Source organism: Aquirufa sp. TARAVU-A1A, assembly GCF_054558675.1.
Window position 1 is genome coordinate 322,662 of record NZ_JBPXKP010000003.1, and the last position, 25,460, is coordinate 348,121.

The following is a 25,460-nucleotide window of genomic DNA, read 5'->3' on the forward strand; positions in this document are numbered from 1 at the left end:
GTGACGTTTTTCCAATATGGGTATTAATGAATATAAAACATTCAAAAACATAAATTCTTATACCATGAAAAAGCAAAAAACCATTTACCATTTCGTATTAGACCAAAGCGGATCCATGTGTGATTGTGTGGAATCAACCTTGAGCGGACTTGAATCTCAAAACAAAAAAATCAAGGCCATCGCACAGGAATTCCCCGACCAGGATATTCGTGTAGGCTTAACCGTATTTAGTGATGAAGTAGATATCCGCTATGTTGATTTACCGGCAGACCAACTCCCGAACGTAAACCAAATCAACTATAGACCAAACGGTGGCACGGCCTTATTGGACGGCATTGGTCTAAGCATTAGTCGGGTTGACCAATTACTCGAAAACGAAGGCGACACGGCCATCATCGTCATCCTAACCGATGGCTACGAGAACGTCTCCAAATTCTTTTCATTAGCCCAAATTCAAGCCTTAATCAAAACCAAAGAGGCCAGCGGCAAATTCTCATTTAGCTTCCTAGGTGCCACGCTCGACGCCGTGGACATGGCCGAAAAGATGAACATCCGTCGGGAAAACAGTGCCGCCTTCGCCAAAGAAGACATGCAAGACGCGGTCTTTAACCGGGTGGCGAATTCAATGATTAACTACCTGGAGCGGAAGGGCAAGGGCGAGGATTTGAGGAGGTTTTAGGATTTGGGAGCTACAAGTTTGAGCATTACAAGCTTGTAGCTTTTAATATTTGGCACTTGGCGTGATGATATTTGCTCAAGAAATCGCTAGAGTATAAAATTTTACTACCGTTAAATAAATATTTTTTTATCCATTCACAATATCCAATAACTTGGATTCAAATTCTAAAAAATGAAAAAAACATTACTTACAATTGCAATTTGCCTAATCGGCTTTTCAGGATTTTCTCAAACAAGAAACCAATATGTTCCAGGTTACATCAAACCAAGTACAGGTACATATGTAGAGGGCTATAATCGGACTCTTCCAAACAATACAAACATAGACAACTATTCGACCTATGGAAATACAAATCCATATACGGGTAGCCTAGGAACTGTGCCACAAGATTATTCATCAGGCGCATCTAATTATGGACAAGGCCAAACTATCTATACAGGACCAAGAGGAGGACAATATTACATTAATGGCAATGGGAATAAGACTTATGTTCCTAAGCAGCCTTGGTGATTTTAATTCAAACTAATTAATAACCAGAATGTAAAAAGATGGAAATACACAAAAAGCAATATTTAAATAATTGCCTTAATTGCAGGAATAATTATATTTATTTCTATTACACGTATTGTGTTTAAATTAAACATCTATAACGCCCATTTAGACATTGACAACTAACATACGGAATTTTGGTAATTTTTTATTTGGTGTAATCATGAAATTGAGGATCATTTAATTATTGAAATCTGTGGGAATACAAAGTTTTCAATGTCCTTTATTAAAGCGCAACAAATAAATTTATAAGTAGACTCTCAAAAGAATTAAAAATAAAATCTTCTATCCAAACCAAACATAGTTATACAAAATAATATTTATTAACTATGATGATATTATTTCAATCTTCTAATTTTGTTGAAGCAAAACAAAAATACATACTATGAGAAAACAGAATTTTACAATAACTGACATGTTTTTGGCATTTCTAGCGGTTTCGTTGATAAGTGTCAGTTTTTATCAAACTTGGTTAGGATTAGACCAAATATTCGGAGGAAGTTCCGTAATTATTGCTTTCGTTCTTTCACTCATTTTGCTTTTTTTGCTTTGGCAAATTCGAATAGTCAAACTAAGAGGAGAGTCCTCAACAGGATTAGGAGTTATTTATTTCTTTTTCGCGGCATTTTGCTTTATAGCAAACTTCAATGCCATGTATACAAGATTTATGCGAACCGACATCTATACAACTGAGCTTAGAGAAATAAATGAAAAATTCAATAAGCTTGAAACAGATGTTACGGCTAAATTAAACTACTCTGTTGCTGACATGAAGACAAGACAGGCAATTGTTAGCGAAATAAACTTGCTAAAGATTCAAATTGCTGACCCCAAAAATGTAGGTATTGGAACAGAGGCAAAACAAATTATCACAAGAATTGAAAGACTTATTGGCAAAAAAATAACGCCACTTACACCTGTTAGTCAAACCGCATCTGGCTACCAAGATTTAGCTGATAGAATGGGGGAACAAATTACCCAAATGGTATTTAATCTCTCCCCAGAAGAAAAAAACCTTTTAGCTGACTTAAATAATGCAGTATTAAAGTGGAATAAAGACATTCAAAGTTTATTATTAATGTCTCAAAATGAAATTGATGAAATGGCGCAAGGTCAAATAGACAAATCACTTTCAGAGTATAATAAATTAGGAAACAGAGCACATATAATTTTGGGAGAGGATAAATTCCAATTTACTCCAAGTCAATCTAAAACTCAAGAAGTTGGTAAAATCGGATACGCTTTCAACCATGCAATTAAAAACTTTGGCATGTTCCAATTCTTTGTTCTTGCAGCTTGCATCTTACTTGATTTTGGAATATTGATAATTATCCTATTAATGCCTTCCGACCCTAGAAATGGAGGAAATAACAACAGCAACAACGGGTTTCCAAGTAAAAGAAGAGGAACAGTATTAATTCCTAATAACTAATCAAATGAGCAATAAAGAAAATTTAAAACCATTGTCATTAGATAGTGATGATGCTATAAAACCTCTTGAATTAAATAGAGGTCAAGACATTCAAAGCAAAGATGATTTTGTACCCATTACAAAAGGAGCAAATAATCAAATACAGAATAAAGACAGCCATTTTGTGTTCTTTTTTGGAGTTTCTGCTTCTGGAAAATCAGTTATTCTGTCATCAATTCTCTATTATTTAAGCTCACAAGCAGGTGTATTAAGTCCTAAAGTTGGCACGCCAAATTCAAAAGAAGCTCAAGTTTTATTAGCTGATTTTTTTGAAAATATGAGTAAAGGTATTCTACCAAATAGAACTACAAGAGACCAAGTTACTCGTATTGATTTAAAATTTGAACCAAACAATAGATCAAAAAAAGTTCCTCCAATTAATTTAACTTTTTTAGAAACTGCTGGTGCCAATCATCAGGATATAAATAAAGGCAATCAATATCATACCAGTATTGATAATTATTTGAATGCCAAGATCCCGTTAAATATAATCATCGTTACGAGTTACGATTCTGCACACAAAGAAGATTCATTGATTAATCAATTCCTAAATAGATTGGTGGAGAAAAATATTGACCCACAATATGTGAATATAATTTTAGTGATTTCTAAATGGGATTTATCAGGAAAATCAGGGGTGGCTTCAGAAGATGAATTAGAATCATTTATCAGCGAGAGGCTTCCTATGACTAATAATAGAATCAATGCATATGAATTTAGTAAAACTTATTTTACAATAGGAAAGATTGAAGAAAAGGGAAATACCGAAAAAATAACAAACTTAAACTTAGATTCTGCCGAAATAATCTCAAAATGGCTTTATGAAGGTATAACTGGATATCCATTAGATTACGAAGGTACATTTTGGGAAAGAATAAAATTTAATTTTTAAACTATGAGTATCACCAATCTATATGTTTACACATTTGCTACATTTGGTCATCCAAATGATTTTAGACAAAGTCCAGTAAAATATAGCAAACCTGAAGTAGCAAGAAAAATAAAAGTATTTGACTTAACGAATGCCATCAAGGTATTCCCGGAATCTGTAATTTATTCAATAAGAAAAGAAAAAGTTGAAAATTCGAATTTAATAGCTTACTCTATCTATTCATATGCACAGGAACAAACCTCAAAAAGGGACGGCACATTTATAGGTTCAAGCTTAATATTAGAAAATAAGATTGCAAAAGAACATGATATAATTGAGGCCCTTAATGGGGTTCATGAAAATTTAATTGAAGAGAACCTTGATAATGGTATTTTAAAGGTGAACCACTCTGACCAATTTAATCTTTATCTAAGTAAAACTCATTTCGACAAAGTCATTAATCCTAAGATTGATTTACCGGATATAGATTTCAGTACATCTAATAACAACCTTGTAGTTTATTGTGACACGGCACCAAGTGAATTGGAAATTTATTTTAATAAATCAATCGATTTATTAAACGACTATGACACTATTTATTTCACCAATAATGAGGATGTTATTAGATATGTAAATCAAAGGGGGTTGTTTAAATGGATTCAAAACGTTGGAGATAAGAAAGAATTTGATAATCAATTAGAAATTTTAGCCCTAGAGAAAAACCGTAAAAGAGAACAGCAGCTATCAGATTTAGAAAGTAGAATTCAAAATATAAAAGAAGAAAGAAAACAAGAGAAAGAAAATTTCAATCAACTTTCTGAGCAAAATGATAGAGTTGTTGCTGAGAACCAAAAAAAAGTTAGAGAGTCAAAAGAAAATTTTGCCAAAATCGACGATGTATATGATAATTTTATCAACAAATCTAACCAAATATTAAATCAGGTCAAGCAGAAAAATTTATCTATAGATGTTGCATTAAAAACATATCAATCAAATAGAGTAAAGCTTAGAGAAGATATTGAAATCTTAAAAAGTAAAAACTCCTCATCATATTTAGGGAAAGTAAAAGGATTAGAAAACACTGAAACGCATAATGACCGTTACAGTGCGCCAATTAATCCCAAACCAATTGATTTTACAAAAAACAAAGAAACAGCAGATAAAAGCAATCCTTATAAAATCATATCAATAATATTAGGAATTGCATTGCTTTGTACTTTAAGTTACTTTTTGATTTTTAGCGAAAACGCATCAAATAAATCAGATGACAAAGTGCCTCAAAATGAATATTATGACTCTTCAGAGAATAATGATGCAGAGGTACATGATTCAGCTTCACAGGAAGACGGTGCAGAATCTACAAACCAGCATTTGCTAAACCCACTACCAAATAACGAATTAAATGATAAAGAAATAAAAATAATCTCTAAAAAGCTGAAAAGTAATTCAAGTATTGATGAAGTTGTTGATATAATATTCGAAAACCATAAAAAGGACATTAATTCTCACTATTCTGAACAAAAGAACCTTTACAAGGAGAATTTATACGAACTAAATAAAAATTGCTTTGAAGTAAGCAATGGAATTAAAAAGTTCACAAAAAAAGATACCTTAAGACATATACCCTATTTCAAAAAATCTGAATGAAAACCATAAATTACTTAGTCTTATTGTGTTTCATTTTTAGTTGTACACATCCGGAGGAAAGTAGATATAAGCGAAATCAAGGTTTAAAATCGAATTTCAAAGATGGTGAATTAAAAAGCAACAATTCAAACTCATTACCATCAGATAATGGCAACATTTTGAAGATGGAAATAGAGAATGGAGTAAGATATGTTTGGGTTGAAATAAATGGTATTCGATTACGCTTTATTTTTGATACTGGCGCTAGTAATATTTGCATTTCAACAGCAGAGGCAACGGTATTATTTAGACAAGGAACACTTCAAAAGGATGATGTTATAAATGTTGAATATTTTCAGGATGCAACAGGAAAAATATCAGAAGGTACTATCGTAAACTTAAAAGAAATAAAAATAGGAAATATGGTGCTTAACGACGTTAAAGCAACTGTAATTGACAATGTAAATGCGCCATTACTACTTGGCCAAACAGTTTTAGAAAGATTTGGCAGCATTGAAATTGACAACTTCAACAAAGAAATTAAATTCAAATAACAGGCACCATCTAGGAAAGTGTGTAAGAAGAAAATAATGTAGGTTTCGGTCTTACTATTTAATTTTTTAACATTGATAAAATTGTAGACGCTTACAATAATAAGTCAATTAAAATATAGAATTCAGTTTCTGAACAATATGTTTAGTTTTTTCAAATATTATTTTGTATTCATTCTTGTCGTCGTGAATTATTGTTTCTTTAGCGTATATGCCATCATTTAATAACCCATCTTCAATTATTAATTCTGATCGAATATCTTTTTTACAATAACTTGGAATTATAATTTTTCCTAGAAAAGAATGATGTTCAAATTGATCTTCCAATGGTATTACAGCTTTATCGTAATGTTGAACAAAAAACCTTCCTCTTTGAATATTTTTCCTATGCTCGCCAAACTCTTCTTTAAATTTTTCCGAAAACAGAATTGGAGAATTTATGAAAATTGTTTCCTGATATTCACTTGGGGAAATTAACAAATAATCATTGTTAACAATATTTTTCACAGATCCTGGCTTAACAAAATACACCCAAATAACTCCATCAAATGAATCATGTTCTTCTTTTTCAGTAGCAAAATACAAAGCTATTTTATTAACTATTGTCCAATCCATGAAACGAGTTGCCAGGCCTAAATGTTGAGCTTGTTGTATAAATTTCCATTCAGTTTCTATATCTGTTTTACCCGACGAAATAATTTGAAATATTCTGTTCTTTATCATTTCATCTTTAAATAATGTTAGTCTTTTTTTTTCAAGTAACTGAATGTATGATGGTTCGTTTATAAATCTGGAAATACTAGGCAATAATTTCCAGCATACCTTTTCTTGACCTCTAAAGAGCAAATCAAAATCCATAAAATGGTGATTTTCTTCTCTAAATTTTTCTAAGAATCTAGATATTTCTTTTGCTGATCTAAATGTTTCTTCAAAAAGCAATTTTGTCACGTTACATTGTAAGTAAAATTGTAATTAATTTATAGGATGCATAAAAGGGTCCGATTTTTCGATTGAATTTATTTTTTCTAAATAATAAAAATTATATCAAACATTTCCCTCCTCTCGAAACCGCCTATCAAATTGCAAGGCTTCTGTCGAAACCACCCTAATCGCCTTTGAATCAAGATGATGGGGATTAATTAAATAATTGAATTCAGCAGATATGATGCAACTGGGGACTTTAAGTACTGCAGCGGCATGTGAATCAATAAAGTCATCTCCAATAAATTGGGTTTCTAACCGAGGGGGCTTTGCATCCCAACTATTGGGGAGATCTTTCACCGACAATTCCATGATTTTAATTTCATCCGGGATTTCGATTTCGACAAAGTATCGGTCCAAGGGCAAATCTTCCCGTAGATCTAAATGTACAGAAACCTCAAGCATAGCTAATGAGCGTGATTCCGAAGCATAAACAACATAGGTGTTTACACTATTCCAACGAAAACCCATCGATTTGGCAGCTCCTTCACCCGACAAGGTCAATCCTAAATACTTTTCCCGTTCTATTCGATATACTTTCATTATGCAAGATTCCCATATTCCAATCGATTTAGGCAATTCCGAACTTCTAATATCCCTGTATTCGAGTCCAAAAAACTTTCCGGAGTACCGCCACCCAATGCATCATTTTTTTTCTTCAGCCAGCGTTTAAATTTTCCTTCTTCTTGATTAAATACATCCAATCCATAATCAAACAATTCCGCTAATTGTAAGACAAGTTCGCTATCCCGAGGATTCATCATGACATTATCCTTCTTTTTAGAATTATATGTGGTCTGCGGTATACCCACAATTGACAATATTTCTTTTATTGGGACTTGAATCCGGATACTCAATACTTCAATCGTATCATAAGAAACTCCTTTACGAATAATTTTCATCTTACCTAAATTAGAATTCCAGGTATATTCACGAGAACCGTCTAATATGTTCCCATGAGTCGAGTGCAAATTGGCTCGTTGAGCCCGAAGGACACTCTTTCGAACATTGAATTCCTGTGGTTTGTCAATAGCATTTTTCATAAAAACAACAATTTCGTTTCCAATATACAACAAATTTGCTTCAATTGCATTTTTAAGTAAATATTATACAAAATGAATTTCTCAGAAAATTTGTACGGAAAATTTACGTACATTTGCGTTTGAAAAAAGAATTTATATGTCAACAGCAAGCACTTTAGAAAAAGAAGCCCGGTCAACTAGGTTTGATGCAAGGCTATCTGAGCGACAAAAAATATTATTTTCAGAAGCTGCCCGCATTGAGGGCTTCAAATCCTTGAGTGAGTTTGTCATTCAAACAACGCAAACAGCTGCCATTCAAATCATCGAACGAAATCAGCAAATTTTAGCTTCCGAAAATGATCAAAAAATATTTTTTGAAGCCTTCGTTTCACCGCCTGAACCTAATCAAACCTTATTGGAAGGAGCAAAAAGGTATACAAGTAAAATGAGCGAATAAATGAAGTACCACATATCACCACTAAATAAAAAACACGACAAACAATCATTTTCATGTGGGAATGAATTGCTTGACACCTACTTAAAAAAACAAGCAAGGCAAGATGTAGAAAGAAAATTAGCACAGTGTTTCATACTAACACAAGAACCTAATGAAACAGAGATATTGGGCTATTTTACCTTATCAAGCCATGCGATTTCTCGAACTTCTCTTTCTGATGAATTAATCAAGAAACTACCACTCAGTTATCAGCATCTTCCAGTGACGTTGCTTGGCAGATTAGCTAGAGATTCTAAATTCAAAGGCCAGGATATTGGCAATATATTATTAATTGACGCACTCAAAAAATCCTATGACGTTTCTATCAACACTATTGCCTCAATGGCTATTGTTGTAGATCCCATTGATACGCATGCAACTATATTTTATTCCAAATATGGTTTCATCCAACTTGAAAGTGGAAGGATGTTTCTACCCATGTCAACGCTCGCCAATTTGTTTAACTAATTAGTAAAGATTGAACTTGAAAATTTGCGGACTAAATACTGAAACAATTTATTGGTTTGTTTTTTAAGCGGGGGAGTGACAGCTGCGTTTCACTTCGCTGTCATCCGCAAAGGGCATCTTGCACAAAGCCTACAGTATTCGCTGCGCGAAAACCTACTTTCTGTAAATCGAACAATATCAAAAAAAAGGAGTCCTTTATCGGACTCCTTTTTTTCTCTTGTAGAGGGGAAGGGATTCGAACCCTCGGTAAGCTTGAGACCTACACACGCTTTCCAAGCGTGCTCCTTAAACCACTCGGACACCCCTCTGAATGGACTGCAAAACTAGCAAATTATTTCGACGAATCGAAAAAGCCATCCATATCCTTTTTGAATTGAATCAAGGACGGTTTGTGGATGTAGTACATGTGGCCCGACTCATACATCTTGATATCTACCCTACTGCGTTGCTCCGGACGTAAAAACATGTGCTCAATGTCATACAAAGCCGTAAAATATGGCGTCGCAAAGTCATAATACCCACAGCCCAAATACACCTTCAAGGCCGGATTCTTCGCCATCGCATCTCGCAAACTCTCCGCCACATTCAAATACTTATTCTGCACATTTTTGTACGACCACGGATACACATCCCCAAACACATTATAGCCCTTCTCCTCTTTAAATTTCAATTCCTTCTGCATATACGCATTAATCGTCGACGTAAACGGCCCATCAATGTTGGCAAAGGACGGATCAAAATCCACGTACTCGCCTGCATCGTCTAGGTCCCGACCGGTAAAGCGTGCATCTAGCCGACCAACAGACAATCCATCCGCCCGACGTAACGATTTATAAAAACGATTCTCGTCTACTCGTAAGTTGGCCTGCAAACACAACTCTTTGGAAAGACCCGTATAATAAGCCAATTTACCTGCAATGGCATCTTTCTCAGCGGCCGACATCCATCCGCCCTTAATCAAAGCTGATGCATATTCACCAATCGACCAGGCTTCCGACTCCTTTAAAATATCCGCCAAAGGTCTAGCCTGCAAGGCTGGACTTAATTTCTTATGATACCACGCCGCCGCCGTGTAAGATGGAACATACAATGCTCGAGGTAAATCATTCCCGATCGCATAATCATTGGTCCCAAAATTCAAGACCGCCGAAATCAAAATCACCCCATTGATGTAAATCCGATGGCGATCCTGCAAATGCTTCGCCAATCCCGCCGCACGCGTCGTTCCATAACTCTCGCCCGCTAAGAATTTGGGCGATGCCCAGCGCTCATACCGACTCAAAAAATTGCGCACAAAAGCACCAATCGACTCAATATCCTCCACATAGCCATGGTATTTACTCGCATCCTGCCCGACAGCACGCGAATAACCGGTGGAAACGGGATCGATGAAGACCAAATCCGTTTTGTCCAACCAGCCATATTCATTGTCCACATAAGTATACGGCGGCGCAGTTGCCGTTCCGTCATCCTTTAATAAGACACGCTTCGGGCCCACGCCACCCATGTGCAACCACAAAGATGCCGAACCGGGTCCGCCATTAAACGTAAAAGTCAAGGGACGTTTGCCCGCATCCTCACCATCTTTTTGGTAATAGGTAAAAAATATTTTGGCCAAAACCTTCCCTGTATCCGCCTTCATGTGCATATAACCCGTATAAGCCGTGTAATTCAAAGGCTTTCCAGCCAGGTTCAACACATGCGTCGTCTTCACAACTTCCACCCCCTGAATGTCCATCGTAGGCTTTTGCGCAAACAGCCCAAAGAAGCCCAAACAAATAATTCCCGTTAAAATTGATTTCATGTTAAAAAATTTAGAAACGAATATAAAAATTCTTTGGCAATAAAAGTCTTTTGCCTTACTTTTGCCTACTACTCTATATAACATATAGACTTTATAATTTTATTAAGAAAAAATTTATGCAAAGTTTCCGCTCTGAGATAGAAAACCCGATCGTTGAAAAAGACATCCTTGATTTGGCCAAAAAAATTGCCCAATTCAAGGCTGGCGAGATTCACGAGGAGAAATTCCGTAGCCTTCGTTTGGCACGTGGTGTGTATGGACAGCGCCAACAAGGCGTTCAGATGATCCGAATCAAATTGCCTTATGGCAAGATTCAATTCCATCAATGGAAGCGTATCGCGGATATTTCCGACGAATATTCAACTGGAAACTTGCACTTAACAACCCGTCAAGACATTCAAATCCACTTCGTTTCTTTGGACCGCACGCCGGAACTTTGGGCGAAATTGGAACAAGACGATATCACCTTGCGCGAAGCTTGTGGAAATACGGTGCGTAACATCACCGCCTCCCCTACTTCCGGCATTGACCCAAAAGAACTTTTTGACGTAAGTCCGCACGCAGACGCGGCTTTCCGTTATTTCCTACGCAATCCCATCTGCCAAGAAATGGGGCGTAAAATCAAAATGTCTTTCTCCAACACCGAAGAAGATACATCACTCGCATATCTACATGACGTAGGCTTTATTCCCAAAATCCAAAACGGAACGCACGGATTTAAAGTCGTGGTAGGGGGTGGTTTGGGGGCCCAACCGATGTTGGCACATACTGCCTACGAATTCCTAGCGGAAGACCAGGTCATCCCATTCATCGAGTCGGTGCTTCGCGTTTTCGATCGCCACGGCGAACGCAATTCACGTCACAAGGCCCGCATGAAGTTCTTAATCCAAAAAATCGGTTTTGAGGAATTCATGAATTTGGTGAATGCTGAAACCAAAGCCTTGAAAAATCACAGCTTCGCGATTGCAGATGCATCGGCATGGGAGGTAGCTGAACCAACGTTACAAGCGGACATCGCGGCGCCAGAAACGGCAGAATACCAAACCTGGATCGAAACGAATACCTTTGAACAAAAACAAGCAGGGTTCCACGCAGTATATGTGCGCATCCTGAATGGAAATATTTCCAGCGATACTTCGCGCTCATTAATCGAGGCGCTGAAAGGCTACATCGGGGATGATATCCGGATTACAATCAACCAAGGATTGATGTTGAAGTTTGTGCCTACGGCCAACTTGCCTTATGTCTTCCAAGTATTGAACGCACATGGCCTTGCGGCTCCTGGTGCGAATTCTATCGCGAACATTACGGCATGCCCGGGAACGGATACTTGTAATTTGGCGATTTCTGATTCGACGAATATTACGTCGAAATTGGAGCAAGTAATCAATGAAGAATTCCCGGCTTTGATTCATGATTCAGCGATGAAAATCAAGATTTCCGGTTGTATGAATGCTTGTGGCCAACACAGCATGGCGTCCATCGGATTCCACGGGTCTTCTTTGAAGGCTGCAGATAAACGCGTTTTACCAGCTTTGCAGGTATTAATTGGCGGGGCAACTTTAGGAAATGGCGACGGACGAATCGCAGATAAAGTGATCAAAGTTCCTTCCAAAAGAGGTCCGCAAGTATTGCGCGTCTTATTGAACAATTTTGAAGAAAATGCCCAAGACGGCGAATACTTCCACGAATATTACGATCGTCAAGGCGAGAAATATTTCTATAATCTGTTGAAACCGATTGCAGATTTGACAACATTAGTAGATTCAGACTTCATCGATTGGGGTGCGACGGATACGTTCGCAACGGAAATTGGCGTAGGTGAATGTGCGGGTGTGATGATTGATTTGGTCGCGACACTTTTGTTTGAATCGGAAGAAAAATACGAATGGACAGCGGCGGCTTTGGAAGACAAGCGCTGGGCAGATGCCATCTACCATGCCTATTCGGTCTTTATTTCAGCTGCCAAAGCCTTGTTATTGGACAAGTCGGTGACCGTAGCCAATCAAAACGCGGTGATCAACAAGTTTGAAGAACATTTTGTAGCGACAGGTGAAGTTGCGATTGAGGCTGCGACTTTCCCTGAATTGGTCTTGCAGATCAACCAAAACGAACCATCAGAAGCGTTTGCGCGTCAATTTGCTGCGCAAGCCAAAAACTTTTTAACAGCTGCCACTTCTTTCCGCCAAGCCATCGCATGAAAAATTTAGCACATTTCAGAAAATTAGAACCACAACCCCGCCTCACGGTGGTGGGTGCGGGCCCTGGTGATCCGGAATTGATCACCTTGAAGGCGATTAAAGCGATTGCCTCGGCACAAGCCGTATTATACGATGCTTTGGTAGACCCCATTTTATTAGAGCATTGCTCGCCTACTTGCGAACAAATCTATGTGGGTAAAAAGCCTGGCGAGAGCCATTCACAAGCAGCCATCAACGAATTGATCGTGGAAAAAGCGTATGCGTTGGGACATGTCGTGCGCTTGAAAGGCGGTGACCCCTTTGTCTTTGGCAGAGGCCAGGAAGAAATCGAATTCGCGAAATCCTACGGACTTATCACAGGCTATATTCCCGGCATCAGTTCATCTTATGCGGCAGCTGGCGCAGCAGATATTCCGTTGACCGTTCGTGGCGTAAATGAAAGTTTTTGGGTGATGACCGGTACCAAATCCGACGGCAGCTTGTCAGAAGATTTAAAACTCGGCCTTCAATCCACAGCGACCTTAGTCATCCTGATGGGCATGAGCCAATTGGCCGAGATCGCATCTTTATGCCAACAATACGGCAAAGGGGAAATATCAGCTGCAATCATCCAAAACGGTACGATGGCGAATCAGCGCATTGGTATTTCCACGGCAGCGGAGCTTGAAAATTTGGCAAAAAAAGAAGACCTTCGTAACCCTGCCATCATCGTTATCGGCGAAGTGGTTCGCCACGCGAAGCCAGAGATGTGGGAGAAAATTGTAAATATGAAGTAGAGACGCGATACCTCGCGTCTAAATTAACAACCACGCGATATTTCGCGCAACTACAAAATGTAGAGACGCGATACCTCGCGTCTATTTTAAATTAAGACGCAAAGTATTGCGTCTCTACAAAAAAAAAATGACGCAATGAATTGCGGCAAACAAAACCCCACCACCATGTCACAAAGACTCAACATCTCCTCAGGATCTCCATTTGAAGACACATTCGGCTATTGCCGTGCCGTAAAAACAGGAAACTTATTAGAAATTTCAGGTACGGTGGCCCTCATCGATGCGGAAAAAGTAAGCGCAGATGATTTCTATGCACAAACCTATAACATCATCGAGCGTATCGCCGTAGTCTTAGAAGAAGCAGGATCATCCATCAAAGATGTTGTTCGTACACGCATTTTCACAACCGATATTTCTCAAAATTTGGAAATCGCACGTGCCCATGCACATTTTTTTGGCGATGTAAAACCAACGACTGGTATCTACGAAATCTCAGCCCTAATCGCACCACAATACAAAGTGGAAATCGAATTCACGGCGTGGGTGGGGTAGTTTTCTTTGGCAAAGAAAAAAATATAGAGACGTGATATTGCACAACTACACTATGTAGAGACGCGATACTTCGTGTCTTAAAATAAAAGACGCAAAGTATTGCGTCTCTACAAAGAAAAAAAGACGCGAGGTATCGCGTCTCTACAATTCCAACGTCTAAGGTCTAATGACCAACGTCTATTTTAGCAGCCTCCCGCTTCAATAGATTCACCTCAATCGGTACCACGCCTAAAAACTCACACACCAAACCTCCGCCTAGGTTCGCGAGTTCAGCGATTTGTGCCGGACTAGCTCCCGCTGCCAAAGCACATGCAGCAATCGAAATCACCGTATCGCCCGCTCCCGAGACATCCGCAATTTGACGAATATGCGCTGGAATGGCTACCTGCTCCGACCGGAAATCCATATATACACCACGCTCGGAAAGCGTCACAAAAAGCCCCTCAAATCCCTGCGATTCTTTAAATTTTTTCACCGTTGCCGGCAAGGCTAAAGCACTCAAATCGGAAGAATCCAAGCCCAAACCATCTCGCAATTCATGTAAATTCGGCTTGAATAAGCTAGCTCCGCGATATGCAAAGAAGTTCTTTTTCTTCGGATCAACGACCGTAGGAATTCCCGCCTCACGAGCCAATCCCATCACTTCCTGAATCAAGCGTTCACTCAAAACACCCTTGTCGTAATCTTCGAAAATAATCACATCAACCTCCGAAATGGATGCTCGAATCGCCGAAACTAACGCAACGGAAGAGGCCGCTGAAATGGCTTGCTCTGTCTCCGAATCCACGCGGATTAATTGTTGGGACCCCGCAATCACACGCTCTTTGACCGTTGTGGGCCGACCGGCTTCCTGAATAATACCCTCCACCGACAAACCAGACTGAGACAAAATATTAAGCAACTCAGAACCCGTCGCATCATCCCCGATCACGGAAAAAACCAAAGGTTTGGCTCCTAAACTTGCGACATTCAACACCACATTGCCCGCACCACCCAATCGGGATTCGCGCTTCACCACATTCACCACAGGCACGGGTGCCTCAGGCGAAATACGCGTCACTTTGCCCCAGGTATAGGCATCCACCATGAGATCCCCGATCACCATGACCCGCAGCTTCGAAAAGCCATCAATAATATTCGCTAATGCGCTCATAAATTAACCTCCTATCGTCGTCATCGATTCATTGATAACGCCCTTTCTATTATTTTCCGCCTCAAAACCATCCAATGGCCTTTTGGCATATAGTTCTAAAAACACTTGTCGGAGCTCCTCATCCGACACACCCTTGCGAATATACGCTTTCAAATCAAAAACGCCATCATCATATAAACAGGTTTTCACCTGCCCTTTGGCAGTCAATCGAACCCGATTACAAGTCCCACAAAAGGTTCTAGTAAACGCAGCAATAATCCCCACGTCACCCCAATGCCCCGGAATTTCATAGCGATTCGCCGTTTCGCCTCCCTGCATCAAAATTGACTTAAGCGAAGGATATACGGTTTTCAACTCATTCAAAATCCGTTCATGGTTCCAAAACAAGGTTCCTTCCACCAAACCCGAACCATTAAATGGCATCTCCTCAATATACCGAACCGAAACGGGCAGGTCTTTGGTCAAAGCTGCCAAAGCCAAAATATCTTGTTCATTCTGCCCCTTCATCACCACCGCATTGATTTTTACCTCAAATCCCTCAGCCACCAAGCGCAATAAATTTTGGAAGACAATTTCATAATCATCCCGACGGGTTATCTGCTTAAAACGATCGCGATCCAAGGCATCCAAACTCAAATTCACGGAGCGAATACCCAAGGCCTTCAATTGGTCTATATAATCGCCAATCAACACCCCATTGCTCGTCAAACAAATCTCCAAACCCTCCAAAGCCGATATTCCCGTCAGAAAATCCATCAGACCATTTCGCACAAAAGGCTCTCCACCCGTAATCCGAACCTTGTTAATTCCCATGCCATGCATCACCCGCACCACCCGCGACATCTCTGCCCAGGTCAACAATTCCCGCTCCGGCATGTAGACAATCCCCTCGGCAGGCATGCAATACGAACAACGTAAATTGCATCGATCCGTCACAGCCAGACGTAAATACGTCATCGGCCGACCGTGATTATCCAAGAGTTGATTATCTTTATACATTCGACCTGCAAATTACAAAATTAATGGCCACCTATACCTTACTCCTATTCGGCATTTGTCGAGATTTATTAAAAAAAGATGAAATATCCATTGTGACGGAGCAGCAGGTGGATGCACAAACACTCTTGGGCATCGTTAAAAACGCGCACCCTGAACTTCAAAATCTACCTTCATTGCGCCTTGCCGCCGACCAGCATTTTCCAAAACCCGATTTCATCATCGAAGAACGCATGGAAATCGCCTTAATTCCCCCTGTTTCTGGTGGATAATTAGCCTTGATTCCCTACAAAATCAGTAGATTATTTTATCTTTGCTTCCTTAAATACTTTTATGCCGATACAAACGATTTTTTTAGCGCTACTCATCCTGCCTTGGCTTTCTGCCGGCTTGGTTGCGTTGCTCCCTAAAAAAGTCCAAGTCAATGCATCCATCCTACTCGCGGGCCTATTTACCTACCTCGCTTTTCAAGTAGGACACATGCCGGAAAATATCACGAGCTTCCCTTGGTTCAACCTAGGGGGCAAGGCAATTACAGCGAGTTTTTGGGTAACCAAATCTGCCCAATTATTGCTTTTATTGGTAAGCATCGTCGCATTTTTTGTACAGATTTTTTCCAAATCCTACCTCGCGGAAGATCCGAACATTGGACGTTACTACAGCTATTTACATCTGTTCATCGGGTCAATGACCTTGCTTGTTCTCACCGACCAGATCTACATTTTTTACGGTTCTTGGGAATTGGTGGGAGCCTGCTCTTATTTGTTAATTAGCTTTTGGCATCAAAAAGAAGCAGCCATCAAAGCTGCCAAAAAAGCATTCTTATTGAACCGAATCGGGGATATTGCATTGCTCTTTGGGCTTGTAGGCCTTAGTCAATACTTTGGAACAAGTGTTTTTTCAGGTATGCACGGAAGCGCTCCCGCAATGATTGGGATCGCCGTAATTCTCGGGGGTATCGGTAAATCTGCCCAATTCCCCTTAATGTCCTGGCTTCCAGACGCCATGGAAGGACCTACGCCTGCTTCCGCTTTAATTCACGCGGCAACTATGGTCGCAGCTGGCGTATTTGTCGGCATCCGTGTTTTCCCTTTCATCGGAGAGGAAGCCCATTTATTCATGGGATCCATCGGGGCGATTTCATTGGTGTCCGGTGCTTTTTTTGCCCTGTTCCAAAACGATATTAAGAAGGCTTTGGCCTATTCGACAATTTCCCAACTCGGCCTAATGTGGCTCGGAATGGGCTCTAGCGCTTCCCTATTTCACTTGTATGCGCATGGCATTTTCAAGGCGGGGCTTTTCCTAACAGCTGGTTCGGTGATTCACTATTTGCATCATCAAAAAACGACACATCATGCAGATGCGCAAAGTCTTCACAACATGGGTGGCTTGCGGAAACAATTGCCGCTGAGTTTTATTGCCTACCTGATTTTTGGCGCGGGGATGTTGGGTATACCCTTTACGAATGGATTTTACAGCAAGGAAAATATTGCGGGATTCTTGTGGGATTCGGCGCAGCATAGCGCCTATGCGAATTATTACTATGTGCTTTTAGGCGCATTGGCATTGGGGATGGGCTTAACTGCGACCTATATGTGCCGACAAATTTATTTGATTTTCTTAGGCCAAAACCGTGGTGGTCATAGTCATGAAAAATCACACAACGAATGGCTGCAAGTCATTCCAATCAGTTTACTGATATTGTTGAGCTTATTTTGTTGGACTTCCATGAATCCGATGGACGCGCATGATTCCGTATTTCTAGCTTTCTTCCACATTGAAAATTATCATATTCCTGGATTTTGGTTGGGCATTACCGCTGGTTCATGGATTTTTGGCTTAGGCATCACCTACCTGACACGCCGTTGGGTTCCTGCCAAAAATTATCAATTTCTTGGATTTATTTGGCCTTCAGCTTATCGATTGGCATGGTACATCGGCCAACAAATGCAGCGATTCGATGCGCGTATCGTCGACAGAATTGTCGTTAAATTCACGGAATTACAAGTTGTCATCGCCCACTTAAGTGCATGGACCGACCGTCATCTGGTTGATGGTTCTGTGAGCCTAATTGCATCCACAAGTCGCGCTTTGGGCGCTCGATTACAAACATGGCAGTCGGCGCAATTGCACCGTTACTGGTTCTGGGTATTCTTTACTTTGGTCTTCATCCTAATTTACCTTTTGTATTAATGGGAAACTTATCATACATCATTCTATTGCCGCTAATTGCCTCCCTCGTGGTTGGTTTTGGAAAATTAGGTGCAAGCTATGCAAGGCTAATAGCCATTGCGGTGACAGGCATTCAGCTTTTAATTTTGGCCAAAATCGCCTTGGTTTTTGAGCCTGCGCAGTCTGGATTTCAATCAATAGAATCCTTCGACTGGATCCACTTAAACCTGGGAAGTCTGGGACATTTTGTCTCCCATTATTCCTTGGGTGTGGATGGATTAAGTATCGGATTGATCCTATTGACCGGATTAGTGAGTTTTATTGCCTTGTGGAACTCCCAAGACATACACGAAAAAATCGAGGGATATTATGCCTTGGTCTTGCTATTGAACGCTTCCTTAATGGGTTGTTTTTTAGCGCGAGACATGTTCTTATTCTACGTCTTTTTTGAATTCATGTTATTACCAATGTATTTCTTAATCGGAATTTGGGGAGGGCCGCGTCGGAATTATGCATCGTTGAAATTCTTCATATACACGTTAGTAGGCTCGCTATTCATTCTAATAGTGATGTTAGGAATCGCTTTGGCCTATATGGATCCAAATGAAACTGCATTAGCGTTCCCCAATTTGGGATATCATGATTTATCGTCCATGCAAACTGCATTAGCAGCGCATGAAATCGCCCCGAATCAAATCGTACACAGCTTTGATTTGCAGGTGTTAAGTGATCCTAAAAACTGCCAACCCAACAACTTATTCAGTCCACAATCGGGATTCCTATTAGGTGGATTATCGGGACGTGCCTGGGGATTTTGGTTATTGTTCATCGGCTTTGCAATCAAATTGCCTTTGGTTCCTTTGCACACGTGGTTACCGGATGCACACGTGGAAGCCCCTACGCCTATTTCAGTTTTATTGGCTGGTGTCTTATTGAAAATTGGGGCTTATGGTTGGTTACGTATGGCCATTCCATTCTTTCCTACGGAGGCCGTTGACGCAGCGAGCATCATGGCGGGATTAGGCGTTTTGTCCATCATTTATGGGGCATACAATGCCTTAGCGATGACGGATTTGAAGAAATTAGTTGCTTATTCATCCGTATCACACATGGGATTTGTGTTGGTCGGAATCGCATCCTTCACCCCTGAAGGCTGGCAGGGTGCCATCTTCCAATTATTATCCCATGGGATTTTATCATCCTTATTATTCTTGATGGTAGGCGTGTTGTACAGTCGGACAGGCAATCGCCAAATCGACAATTTCTCAGGCCTAGCAAGTAAAATGCCTTGGTTCACGGTCGTATCCGGAATTGCGATTTTCGCATCCTTAGGCTTACCGGGATTCTCTGGGTTTATCGGCGAATTTTTCAGTTTAATGGGAGCCTTTACGAGCACGCATTTAACACCCATTTATGCCATCCTAGGTGGATTGGGCATCTTATTAGGCGCAGGCTATTTATTATGGACCTTCCAAAAGATATATTTAGGCAATTATTTTGTTCGCGAAAGCACTTGGGAATTACCTGATTTGACCTTACTCGAGAAGTTCAGCCTTTTCGGATTAGGCATCCTAAGTATCATTTTCGGAATTTTCCCGGGAATCATTTTTGAGCTAAGTGAAATTTTCGTAACTAACAGCTTGAATCTGATTTTTCACTGATGAACTCGAACATCCTTCCCCAATTGGCAAGTTTAGATTTGGCAGAAGCCAATGGCCTTACGCCGATTTTACAGGGGATGTCAGAGGAGCAACAATCACAATTCATGTCGATTTACCTGAGCAAGCGCCGCGATCCGGTCTTGATTTTGGTTTGTACGTTGGCCGGATTTGTGTGTTTTGCAGGGCTTCAACGTTTCATCACGGATCGAATCGGTTTGGGATTGCTCTATTTTTTTACGGGTGGATTTTTATTGATTGGTACCATCATTGATCTCTTTCGTTACAAATCCATCGCGCGCGCTTACAATGAAAAGATTGCTTACCAAACGGCGAGCATGCTTGCAAATTTCAATTAAACCTATCAAACAAAGACTATGAAAAACAATTTGAGTCGGAGAGAAATCCTTAAAAGCTCGGCAGGATTAGCCGGTTTGGGATTATTCGGTTCGTCCATGGAGGACCGTTTCAAGAAAGCGGATATCGCCGTGGGTGCAGACCTTAAAGGCAAAGTACAGCATTCGGCCTGTCGCTGGTGTTATGATAAAATCCCGTTTGAGGAATTAATCGTGAATGCCAAACGCATTGGCTTATCTTCCATCGAATTAACGGGTCCTGAGGAATGGGACATCTTGAAAAAATACGACATGACCGCGGCAATCGGTTGGGGTAAATACCCAGCGGGCATGAATATCCCGAACTTCTTTAACAAAGTCAAAAACCACGATGCTTTGGTCGGTTTCTACGAAGATATCATACCAAAAGCTGCGAAAGCCGGCGTAAAAAACATCATCACATTCTCGGGAAACCGCGATGGCATGAGTGATGAGGATGGTTTGATCAATTGCAAGAAAGGCTTACAGCGTGTCATGAAAACCGCGGAACGTTACGATGTGACGATTTCGATGGAATTATTGAACTCCAAAGTCAATCATAAAGACTACCAAGCTGATACGACCGAATGGGGCGCAGCACTTTGTGAAATGGTGGGTTCAGATAAATTCAAATTGCTTTACGACATCTACCACATGCAAATCATGGAAGGGGACGTAATTGCGACAATTAAGAAATACTATCCGTACATCTCCCACTACCATACCGGTGGTGTTCCCGGACGTAATGAGATTGATGACACGCAAGAATTGAATTACCGCGCGATCATCAAAGCGATTTACGACACAGGATATAAAGGATACATTGGCCAGGAATTCATTCCGGCTCGCGAAGACAAAATGGCTTCCCTTGCTCAGGCCGTTGGCATTTGCGATATCTAAAATTATCATCTTATTGATTTTCCTGCCAGCCTCCGATGATCGGGGGCTGGCTTTTTTTATCGTTAAGTTGATAATCGCAGGTGGGATTCCATTTCCGCATAAGGTAAAACGAATTCTCAAATTATCTTCCCAAACGAATGTAGAGACGCGATACCTCGCGTCTAATTTTAACCCTAGGCTTTAGCCTAGGGAGCGCCGAAGGCGAACAAAACATATATTGAGTGTAGAGACGCGATACCTCGCGTCTAATTATAACCCTAGGCTTTAGCCTAGGGAAACGCCGAAGGCGAATAACACCTAACCCTAGACTCCGGACTTCGGACTCTTTTAAGTCTGGGGCTATAAAACCTAACCCTAATAAAATGAAATACTTACTTATTCTCCTCCTCCCCTTCCTCGCATTCTCCCAATGCCCCACCATAAGCCAGCAACCCCAGTCGCAGGCCGACTGCGATGGCAACTCGATACGGATGATCGTGGCGAGTAATGGAACATCTTTCCAATGGGAGAAGAAAAGACCTCAGGATGTGAATTTCACAGCAATCTCAGGGGCAACGCAAGCGAATTACCAAATCATGCCCACGGGAAATACTGCAAATCCAACAGGAACGCAATACCGCGTGAAAGTGGGCATCGGGAGCTGTTTCGTTTATTCAAATCCGGCTAGCATACAACTACGCAAAATCAATTCCATCCTGAACCCCGCAATTTGCGAACGAGGAAATGGAGTTTTGGAATCCGTCCAAACCGAAGGTTCAACGCAATTTCAATGGATGCGCTCAGTCAATGGAGGTGCGTTCATCGATTTGGTGGATGATAACCAATTTCAAGGGAGCCAACTAAATCAATTACGCATCACGCAGGCCACCGCGAATCTCGATGGACAGAAATTCAAAATACGCATTGACTTTACCGTCAGCCCGAATAACGATAATGAAGGTTCAACGAGTAATCAAAATCAAACCTTAACATGTCCACGCACTTCAACTGAAATCACCTTACAAATCAAACTTAGCCCTATACCCCGACATGCCGCAAACACCTATTCAGGGTGTATCAACCAGGCCTTTTCCGTCAATGCCTCTGGCTGTTCGCCCTATACAACGCAATGGTATGATGCCCAGCGAAACCCCATCGGATCGGGCGCGCGCTTACTCGTAACACATCCCGACGAAAATCCACGAACGTACTTCGCCGCATGCAACAACGCCGGATGCGAAAGTCCGCTTTCAACAGGAACGCAAGCACAAGCATTTCCAAAGCCAGCCCCACCCGAAAATGCTGGAACTGTCACAGAAATTTGCCCAGGTCTTACGATTACTTTTAAAGCAAGTGGAGGGGTTAATAATATTTGGTATCAGAATGCCACGAGTACTAGCCCATTGAGTACCGCAACGACCTATTCCTCCACCGCAAATCCTGAAAATAGCACCTTAACTCGCTATGTATCTCAAAAAATCAATGGATGCGAAAGTGATCGAACGGCCATAGCTGTCCGAATTCGTTCAGCCGCTGCATGCAACCCCGTAGATACTACAAATTCAAATCCGCCGCCAATTGTTAATCCACCTCCGGTTGACACAACATCGAAGCCCTTACCTCGCATCCAAATAAGTTACCAACTCCGCCAAAACTGCGGAGAGGCAACATATAATTTACATGTAAGCGGCTGCCCCGTTAGAACGCAAATCACTATAAACCGACAAACAACCTTAGTAAGCAATGATTTCGAATCCTACATTCCCGAAAACACGGAACTCTATATCACCTGTCCTGAGAGCATCAGCGAACCGCTAACTATTTTACTTCCCGGACTTAATCCTCCTGAAATAAACATACAGACCAACTACCAAAATTTCGTTTGTGAGGGCGATAAAACAAGCCTAGGTATTCAATTACCGAACGGCGCCAACATGATTGGATGGGAATATAATGGCCATCTTTTTACACAGCAAAACAATCTAAACGAAGTACTCGCACCGGGCAATTACCAAGCCATCATTCAGCGAAATGCTTGCACCTATCGAAGCGAATCCATTTATATCGAAGTGCATCCCAAACCTGCACCGCCAACACTCGTCAGTACTGCAAGGCATATTTGTGTTGGGGATTCCGCCCTGGTCCGTACGATTGATTCACATCCCTTCTATTTATGGAACAGACAAAATATTGATTCAACATTCATCGTGTTTGGCAAACAAGCCGGCAATATTGAGGTTCATGCCCAAGTGTCAGATGATGGAACTTGTTGGTCAAATCCCAGCAAAACATTAAGTATCCAAGTGAACCCAACACCCGAGATACCTAAGATCCTTTTACTAAAAAACGGAGGATTTTGTCGGGGTGACTCGACAAAATTGACCCTAAATAAAACCGGCATCAACTACCGATGGTCTACCCATGAAACGAAGCACAATATTTACTCCCTCCGTCCTGCCTCCTACGAAGTAGCTTGGCAGGATTCAATGGGTTGTTGGTCTCCATTTAGCGAATCCATGACAACATACCACTTCCCCGACGAACAGCAACCTATCATCCATGCAACAAATCGGCAATTTTGTTTAGGTGAATACATTATTGTTCAAGCAACACCGGCATTTGAATACCATTGGAGCACCGGCGCAAAAAGCGATTCAATCATTGTCGCTACGAGTGATGTCATCTACCTAAAAACACAGAACGAATATGGTTGTTGGTCCCCACCTAGCCTTCCCATTCGAGTCATCGCCCAAGAAAACCCTTGGATGCCCAAACTCATTCGATCGGGTGTATACTTTATTGTTGCATCCAACCAGGAACCCATTTCTAGGTATGAATGGATTTTAAATAAGAATAGCTTACTCGACACGACAGCTCAAATCAAAATGAGACAAACCGGATTATTTCAGGTGAGAGCCATTCGAAAATATGAAATGGCAGACGCCAAACCCATTCAATGTTATTCCCCCTTTCAAGTAGCGAGTTTCGGGATTCCTCCAGACGACCCTGGCGTACATGTATATCCGAATCCAAACAAAGGAGAAAAAATGCAAATCGAAATACAGGAATCCCTTCAAAACATTGAGGTCGAATTATATAATCTACAAGGTACAAGTATCAAACATTGGCAACTGAGTGACTCCATGCAAATTCAGCGCATTGAACTCGCAGATGTCATATCAGGCACGTACATGTTGAAGATGTTTACGGAAAAATGGTCAAGTGTTAGACGAATATTCATTGTTTCAGATTGACAAAAATTACCGAAACATACCATTACATAAAATCGGATTGAAGCGCTGTCCGGTGCGTACACTTCTGGACGGCTTTTGGTCGCAGGTTAACATGTCATCTCAACCAACAAAAAAGGCCTGCAAATGCAGGCCCTTTGACTTATTCATAAATCCCTTTGGCGACTTTTTCGCTAATGGCTTTAGGTGCGACCCAAGCTAAGAATGCCCCTAATTTATTGACCATCCCAGTAATTACCTCAATCTTCTTCGCAAACATCCCATCCACCGCTAATTTAGCTACAGCAGCAGGTGTCATTGTCACCTTTTCAGCAGCCTTGCGTGCCTTATCTTGTAAATTAGCACGATCATTGAAGTTGGTCGTTGTAGCACCTGGACTAACCACCGTAACCGAAATACCTTTTTCTTTCCACTCGTGAAATAAACCACGCGAGAAGTTCAAGACAAACACTTTCGTTGCAGCATATAAACTCATATTGGGAATCGCTTGGTAAGCTGTCGAACTCGCAATATTCAATACATAGGCTTGACCTTTCCCAACCAAATAAGGGTAAAACTTTTGGCACATCTCAACCAATGCTTGCATATTAACCTGCATCATTTTTTGATTCTCTTCGAACGTATATTTTTCGAATTGACCTACCAAGCCATAACCTGCGTTATTGACTAAGATGCGTAAATCAACTTGCTTTTCTTCGACCCAAGTAACGATACGATCGACAGAACCCACTTCCGATAAATCGGCGACTAGGTAATCCACCTTCAAGCCATACTTCTTTTCAAATTCCTCCTTGACCATTTGAAGTTCATAGGAATTTCGTGCGATGAGCAATAAATCATATCCTTTGATCGCTAGCTCATTTGCGATCTCTTTCCCAATGCCTTTACTTGCTCCTGTAATTAATGCGTAAGCCATAATTCATGTTCGTT

At 40.8% G+C, this 25,460-nt stretch carries 24 protein-coding genes and 1 tRNA gene; 17 read left to right on the top strand and 8 right to left on the bottom strand.

The window, feature by feature from the left end; all coding sequences use genetic code 11:
* Positions 1-64: 64 nt before the first annotated feature.
* The 6 genes from V7S75_RS05900 to V7S75_RS05925 all read left to right on the top strand — a co-directional run bounded on the left by V7S75_RS05900 (position 65) and on the right by V7S75_RS05925 (position 5,750).
* Complete coding sequence (locus tag V7S75_RS05900) at positions 65-679, top strand: vWA domain-containing protein (protein ID WP_459512190.1); 615 nt, start codon at positions 65-67, stop codon at positions 677-679.
* A gap of 171 nt (positions 680-850) precedes the next feature.
* A complete protein-coding gene (locus tag V7S75_RS05905) occupies positions 851-1,189 on the top strand; it encodes a hypothetical protein (RefSeq protein ID WP_459512192.1) in 339 nt (112 codons plus the stop codon).
* 424 nt (positions 1,190-1,613) lie between these two features.
* A complete protein-coding gene (locus tag V7S75_RS05910; protein WP_459512193.1) occupies positions 1,614-2,660 on the top strand; it encodes a hypothetical protein in 1,047 nt (348 codons plus the stop codon).
* A 4-nt stretch (positions 2,661-2,664) separates the two neighbouring features.
* Positions 2,665-3,591 carry a P-loop NTPase family protein gene (locus V7S75_RS05915; RefSeq protein WP_459512195.1) on the top strand — a complete coding sequence of 309 codons (927 nt, stop codon included), beginning with the start codon at positions 2,665-2,667 and terminating at the stop codon, positions 3,589-3,591.
* 3 nt (positions 3,592-3,594) lie between these two features.
* Positions 3,595-5,217: a hypothetical protein gene (locus V7S75_RS05920; RefSeq protein WP_459512197.1), complete on the top strand. Its 1,623-nt coding sequence runs from the start codon at positions 3,595-3,597 to the stop codon at positions 5,215-5,217.
* Entirely contained in the window at positions 5,214-5,750 is a 537-nt protein-coding gene (locus V7S75_RS05925) for a retropepsin-like aspartic protease family protein (RefSeq protein WP_459512198.1), read from the top strand. Before V7S75_RS05920 ends, V7S75_RS05925 begins: the two co-directional genes overlap by 4 nt.
* Positions 5,751-5,858: 108 nt before the next feature.
* Here the strand turns inward: V7S75_RS05925 and V7S75_RS05930 are convergent, their stop codons facing one another.
* The 3 genes from V7S75_RS05930 to parS all read right to left on the bottom strand — a co-directional run bounded on the left by V7S75_RS05930 (position 5,859) and on the right by parS (position 7,771).
* Positions 5,859-6,695 carry an FRG domain-containing protein gene (locus V7S75_RS05930; RefSeq protein WP_459512199.1) on the bottom strand — a complete coding sequence of 279 codons (837 nt, stop codon included), beginning with the start codon at positions 6,693-6,695 and terminating at the stop codon, positions 5,859-5,861.
* Positions 6,696-6,791: 96 nt separating this feature from the next.
* The gene (locus V7S75_RS05935) at positions 6,792-7,271 is read right to left on the bottom strand and encodes an RES family NAD+ phosphorylase (RefSeq protein WP_459512200.1); all 480 of its coding nucleotides are present in this window, start codon (positions 7,269-7,271) and stop codon (positions 6,792-6,794) included.
* The gene (gene parS, locus V7S75_RS05940; protein WP_459512202.1) at positions 7,271-7,771 is read right to left on the bottom strand and encodes a type II RES/Xre toxin-antitoxin system antitoxin; all 501 of its coding nucleotides are present in this window, start codon (positions 7,769-7,771) and stop codon (positions 7,271-7,273) included. Before parS ends, V7S75_RS05935 begins: the two co-directional genes overlap by 1 nt.
* A 136-nt stretch (positions 7,772-7,907) precedes the next feature.
* On the opposite strand from parS, the gene V7S75_RS05945 reads away from it, so the two are divergent.
* On the top strand, positions 7,908-8,207 hold the full coding sequence (locus tag V7S75_RS05945; RefSeq protein ID WP_459512204.1) for a type II toxin-antitoxin system TacA family antitoxin: 300 nt from the start codon (positions 7,908-7,910) through the stop codon (positions 8,205-8,207).
* Positions 8,208-8,714, top strand: coding sequence for a GNAT family N-acetyltransferase (locus V7S75_RS05950; RefSeq protein ID WP_459512205.1), 507 nt, complete (start codon positions 8,208-8,210; stop codon positions 8,712-8,714).
* A gap of 220 nt (positions 8,715-8,934) precedes the next feature.
* Here V7S75_RS05950 and V7S75_RS05955 read toward each other — a convergent pair.
* Positions 8,935-9,022, bottom strand: a tRNA-Ser gene (locus V7S75_RS05955).
* Between the two features lie 23 nt (positions 9,023-9,045).
* On the bottom strand, positions 9,046-10,518 hold the full coding sequence (locus V7S75_RS05960; RefSeq protein ID WP_459512207.1) for a S10 family peptidase: 1,473 nt from the start codon (positions 10,516-10,518) through the stop codon (positions 9,046-9,048).
* Positions 10,519-10,634: 116 nt separating this feature from the next.
* Here V7S75_RS05960 and V7S75_RS05965 point away from each other — a divergent pair, with 116 nt between their 5' ends.
* From V7S75_RS05965 to V7S75_RS05975, 3 genes are all read left to right on the top strand, one after another.
* Complete coding sequence (locus V7S75_RS05965; RefSeq protein ID WP_459512209.1) at positions 10,635-12,719, top strand: nitrite reductase; 2,085 nt, start codon at positions 10,635-10,637, stop codon at positions 12,717-12,719.
* Positions 12,716-13,495, top strand: coding sequence for a uroporphyrinogen-III C-methyltransferase (cobA, locus tag V7S75_RS05970; protein WP_459512211.1), 780 nt, complete (start codon positions 12,716-12,718; stop codon positions 13,493-13,495). Before V7S75_RS05965 ends, cobA begins: the two co-directional genes overlap by 4 nt.
* 165 nt (positions 13,496-13,660) lie before the next feature.
* On the top strand, positions 13,661-14,047 hold the full coding sequence (locus tag V7S75_RS05975) for a RidA family protein (protein WP_459512212.1): 387 nt from the start codon (positions 13,661-13,663) through the stop codon (positions 14,045-14,047).
* Positions 14,048-14,210: 163 nt separating this feature from the next.
* Here the strand turns inward: V7S75_RS05975 and V7S75_RS05980 are convergent, their stop codons facing one another.
* Positions 14,211-15,200 (bottom strand): bifunctional heptose 7-phosphate kinase/heptose 1-phosphate adenyltransferase, encoded by a 990-nt coding sequence (locus V7S75_RS05980; protein ID WP_459512213.1) that lies wholly within the window; start codon positions 15,198-15,200, stop codon positions 14,211-14,213.
* A gap of 3 nt (positions 15,201-15,203) precedes the next feature.
* Positions 15,204-16,199 (bottom strand): GTP 3',8-cyclase MoaA, encoded by a 996-nt coding sequence (moaA, locus tag V7S75_RS05985; RefSeq protein WP_459512215.1) that lies wholly within the window; start codon positions 16,197-16,199, stop codon positions 15,204-15,206.
* A gap of 23 nt (positions 16,200-16,222) precedes the next feature.
* Here moaA and V7S75_RS05990 point away from each other — a divergent pair, with 23 nt between their 5' ends.
* From V7S75_RS05990 to V7S75_RS06015, 6 genes are all read left to right on the top strand, one after another.
* Positions 16,223-16,468 carry a MoaD/ThiS family protein gene (locus V7S75_RS05990; protein WP_459512217.1) on the top strand — a complete coding sequence of 82 codons (246 nt, stop codon included), beginning with the start codon at positions 16,223-16,225 and terminating at the stop codon, positions 16,466-16,468.
* A 61-nt stretch (positions 16,469-16,529) separates the two neighbouring features.
* A complete protein-coding gene (locus tag V7S75_RS05995; RefSeq protein ID WP_459512219.1) occupies positions 16,530-18,389 on the top strand; it encodes an NADH-quinone oxidoreductase subunit 5 family protein in 1,860 nt (619 codons plus the stop codon).
* Entirely contained in the window at positions 18,389-20,029 is a 1,641-nt protein-coding gene (locus tag V7S75_RS06000) for a complex I subunit 4 family protein (protein ID WP_459512221.1), read from the top strand. Before V7S75_RS05995 ends, V7S75_RS06000 begins: the two co-directional genes overlap by 1 nt.
* Positions 20,029-20,385, top strand: coding sequence for a TM2 domain-containing protein (locus V7S75_RS06005; protein WP_459512223.1), 357 nt, complete (start codon positions 20,029-20,031; stop codon positions 20,383-20,385). Before V7S75_RS06000 ends, V7S75_RS06005 begins: the two co-directional genes overlap by 1 nt.
* Before the next feature lie 18 nt (positions 20,386-20,403).
* Positions 20,404-21,300, top strand: a complete 897-nt coding sequence (locus V7S75_RS06010; RefSeq protein WP_459512225.1) for a hydroxypyruvate isomerase family protein — start codon at positions 20,404-20,406, stop codon at positions 21,298-21,300.
* A 362-nt stretch (positions 21,301-21,662) separates the two neighbouring features.
* Positions 21,663-24,533: an Ig-like domain-containing protein gene (locus tag V7S75_RS06015; RefSeq protein WP_459512227.1), complete on the top strand. Its 2,871-nt coding sequence runs from the start codon at positions 21,663-21,665 to the stop codon at positions 24,531-24,533.
* A 139-nt stretch (positions 24,534-24,672) separates the two neighbouring features.
* Here the strand turns inward: V7S75_RS06015 and V7S75_RS06020 are convergent, their stop codons facing one another.
* Complete coding sequence (locus tag V7S75_RS06020) at positions 24,673-25,446, bottom strand: SDR family NAD(P)-dependent oxidoreductase (RefSeq protein ID WP_459512228.1); 774 nt, start codon at positions 25,444-25,446, stop codon at positions 24,673-24,675.
* Between the last annotated feature and the right edge of the window lie 14 nt (positions 25,447-25,460).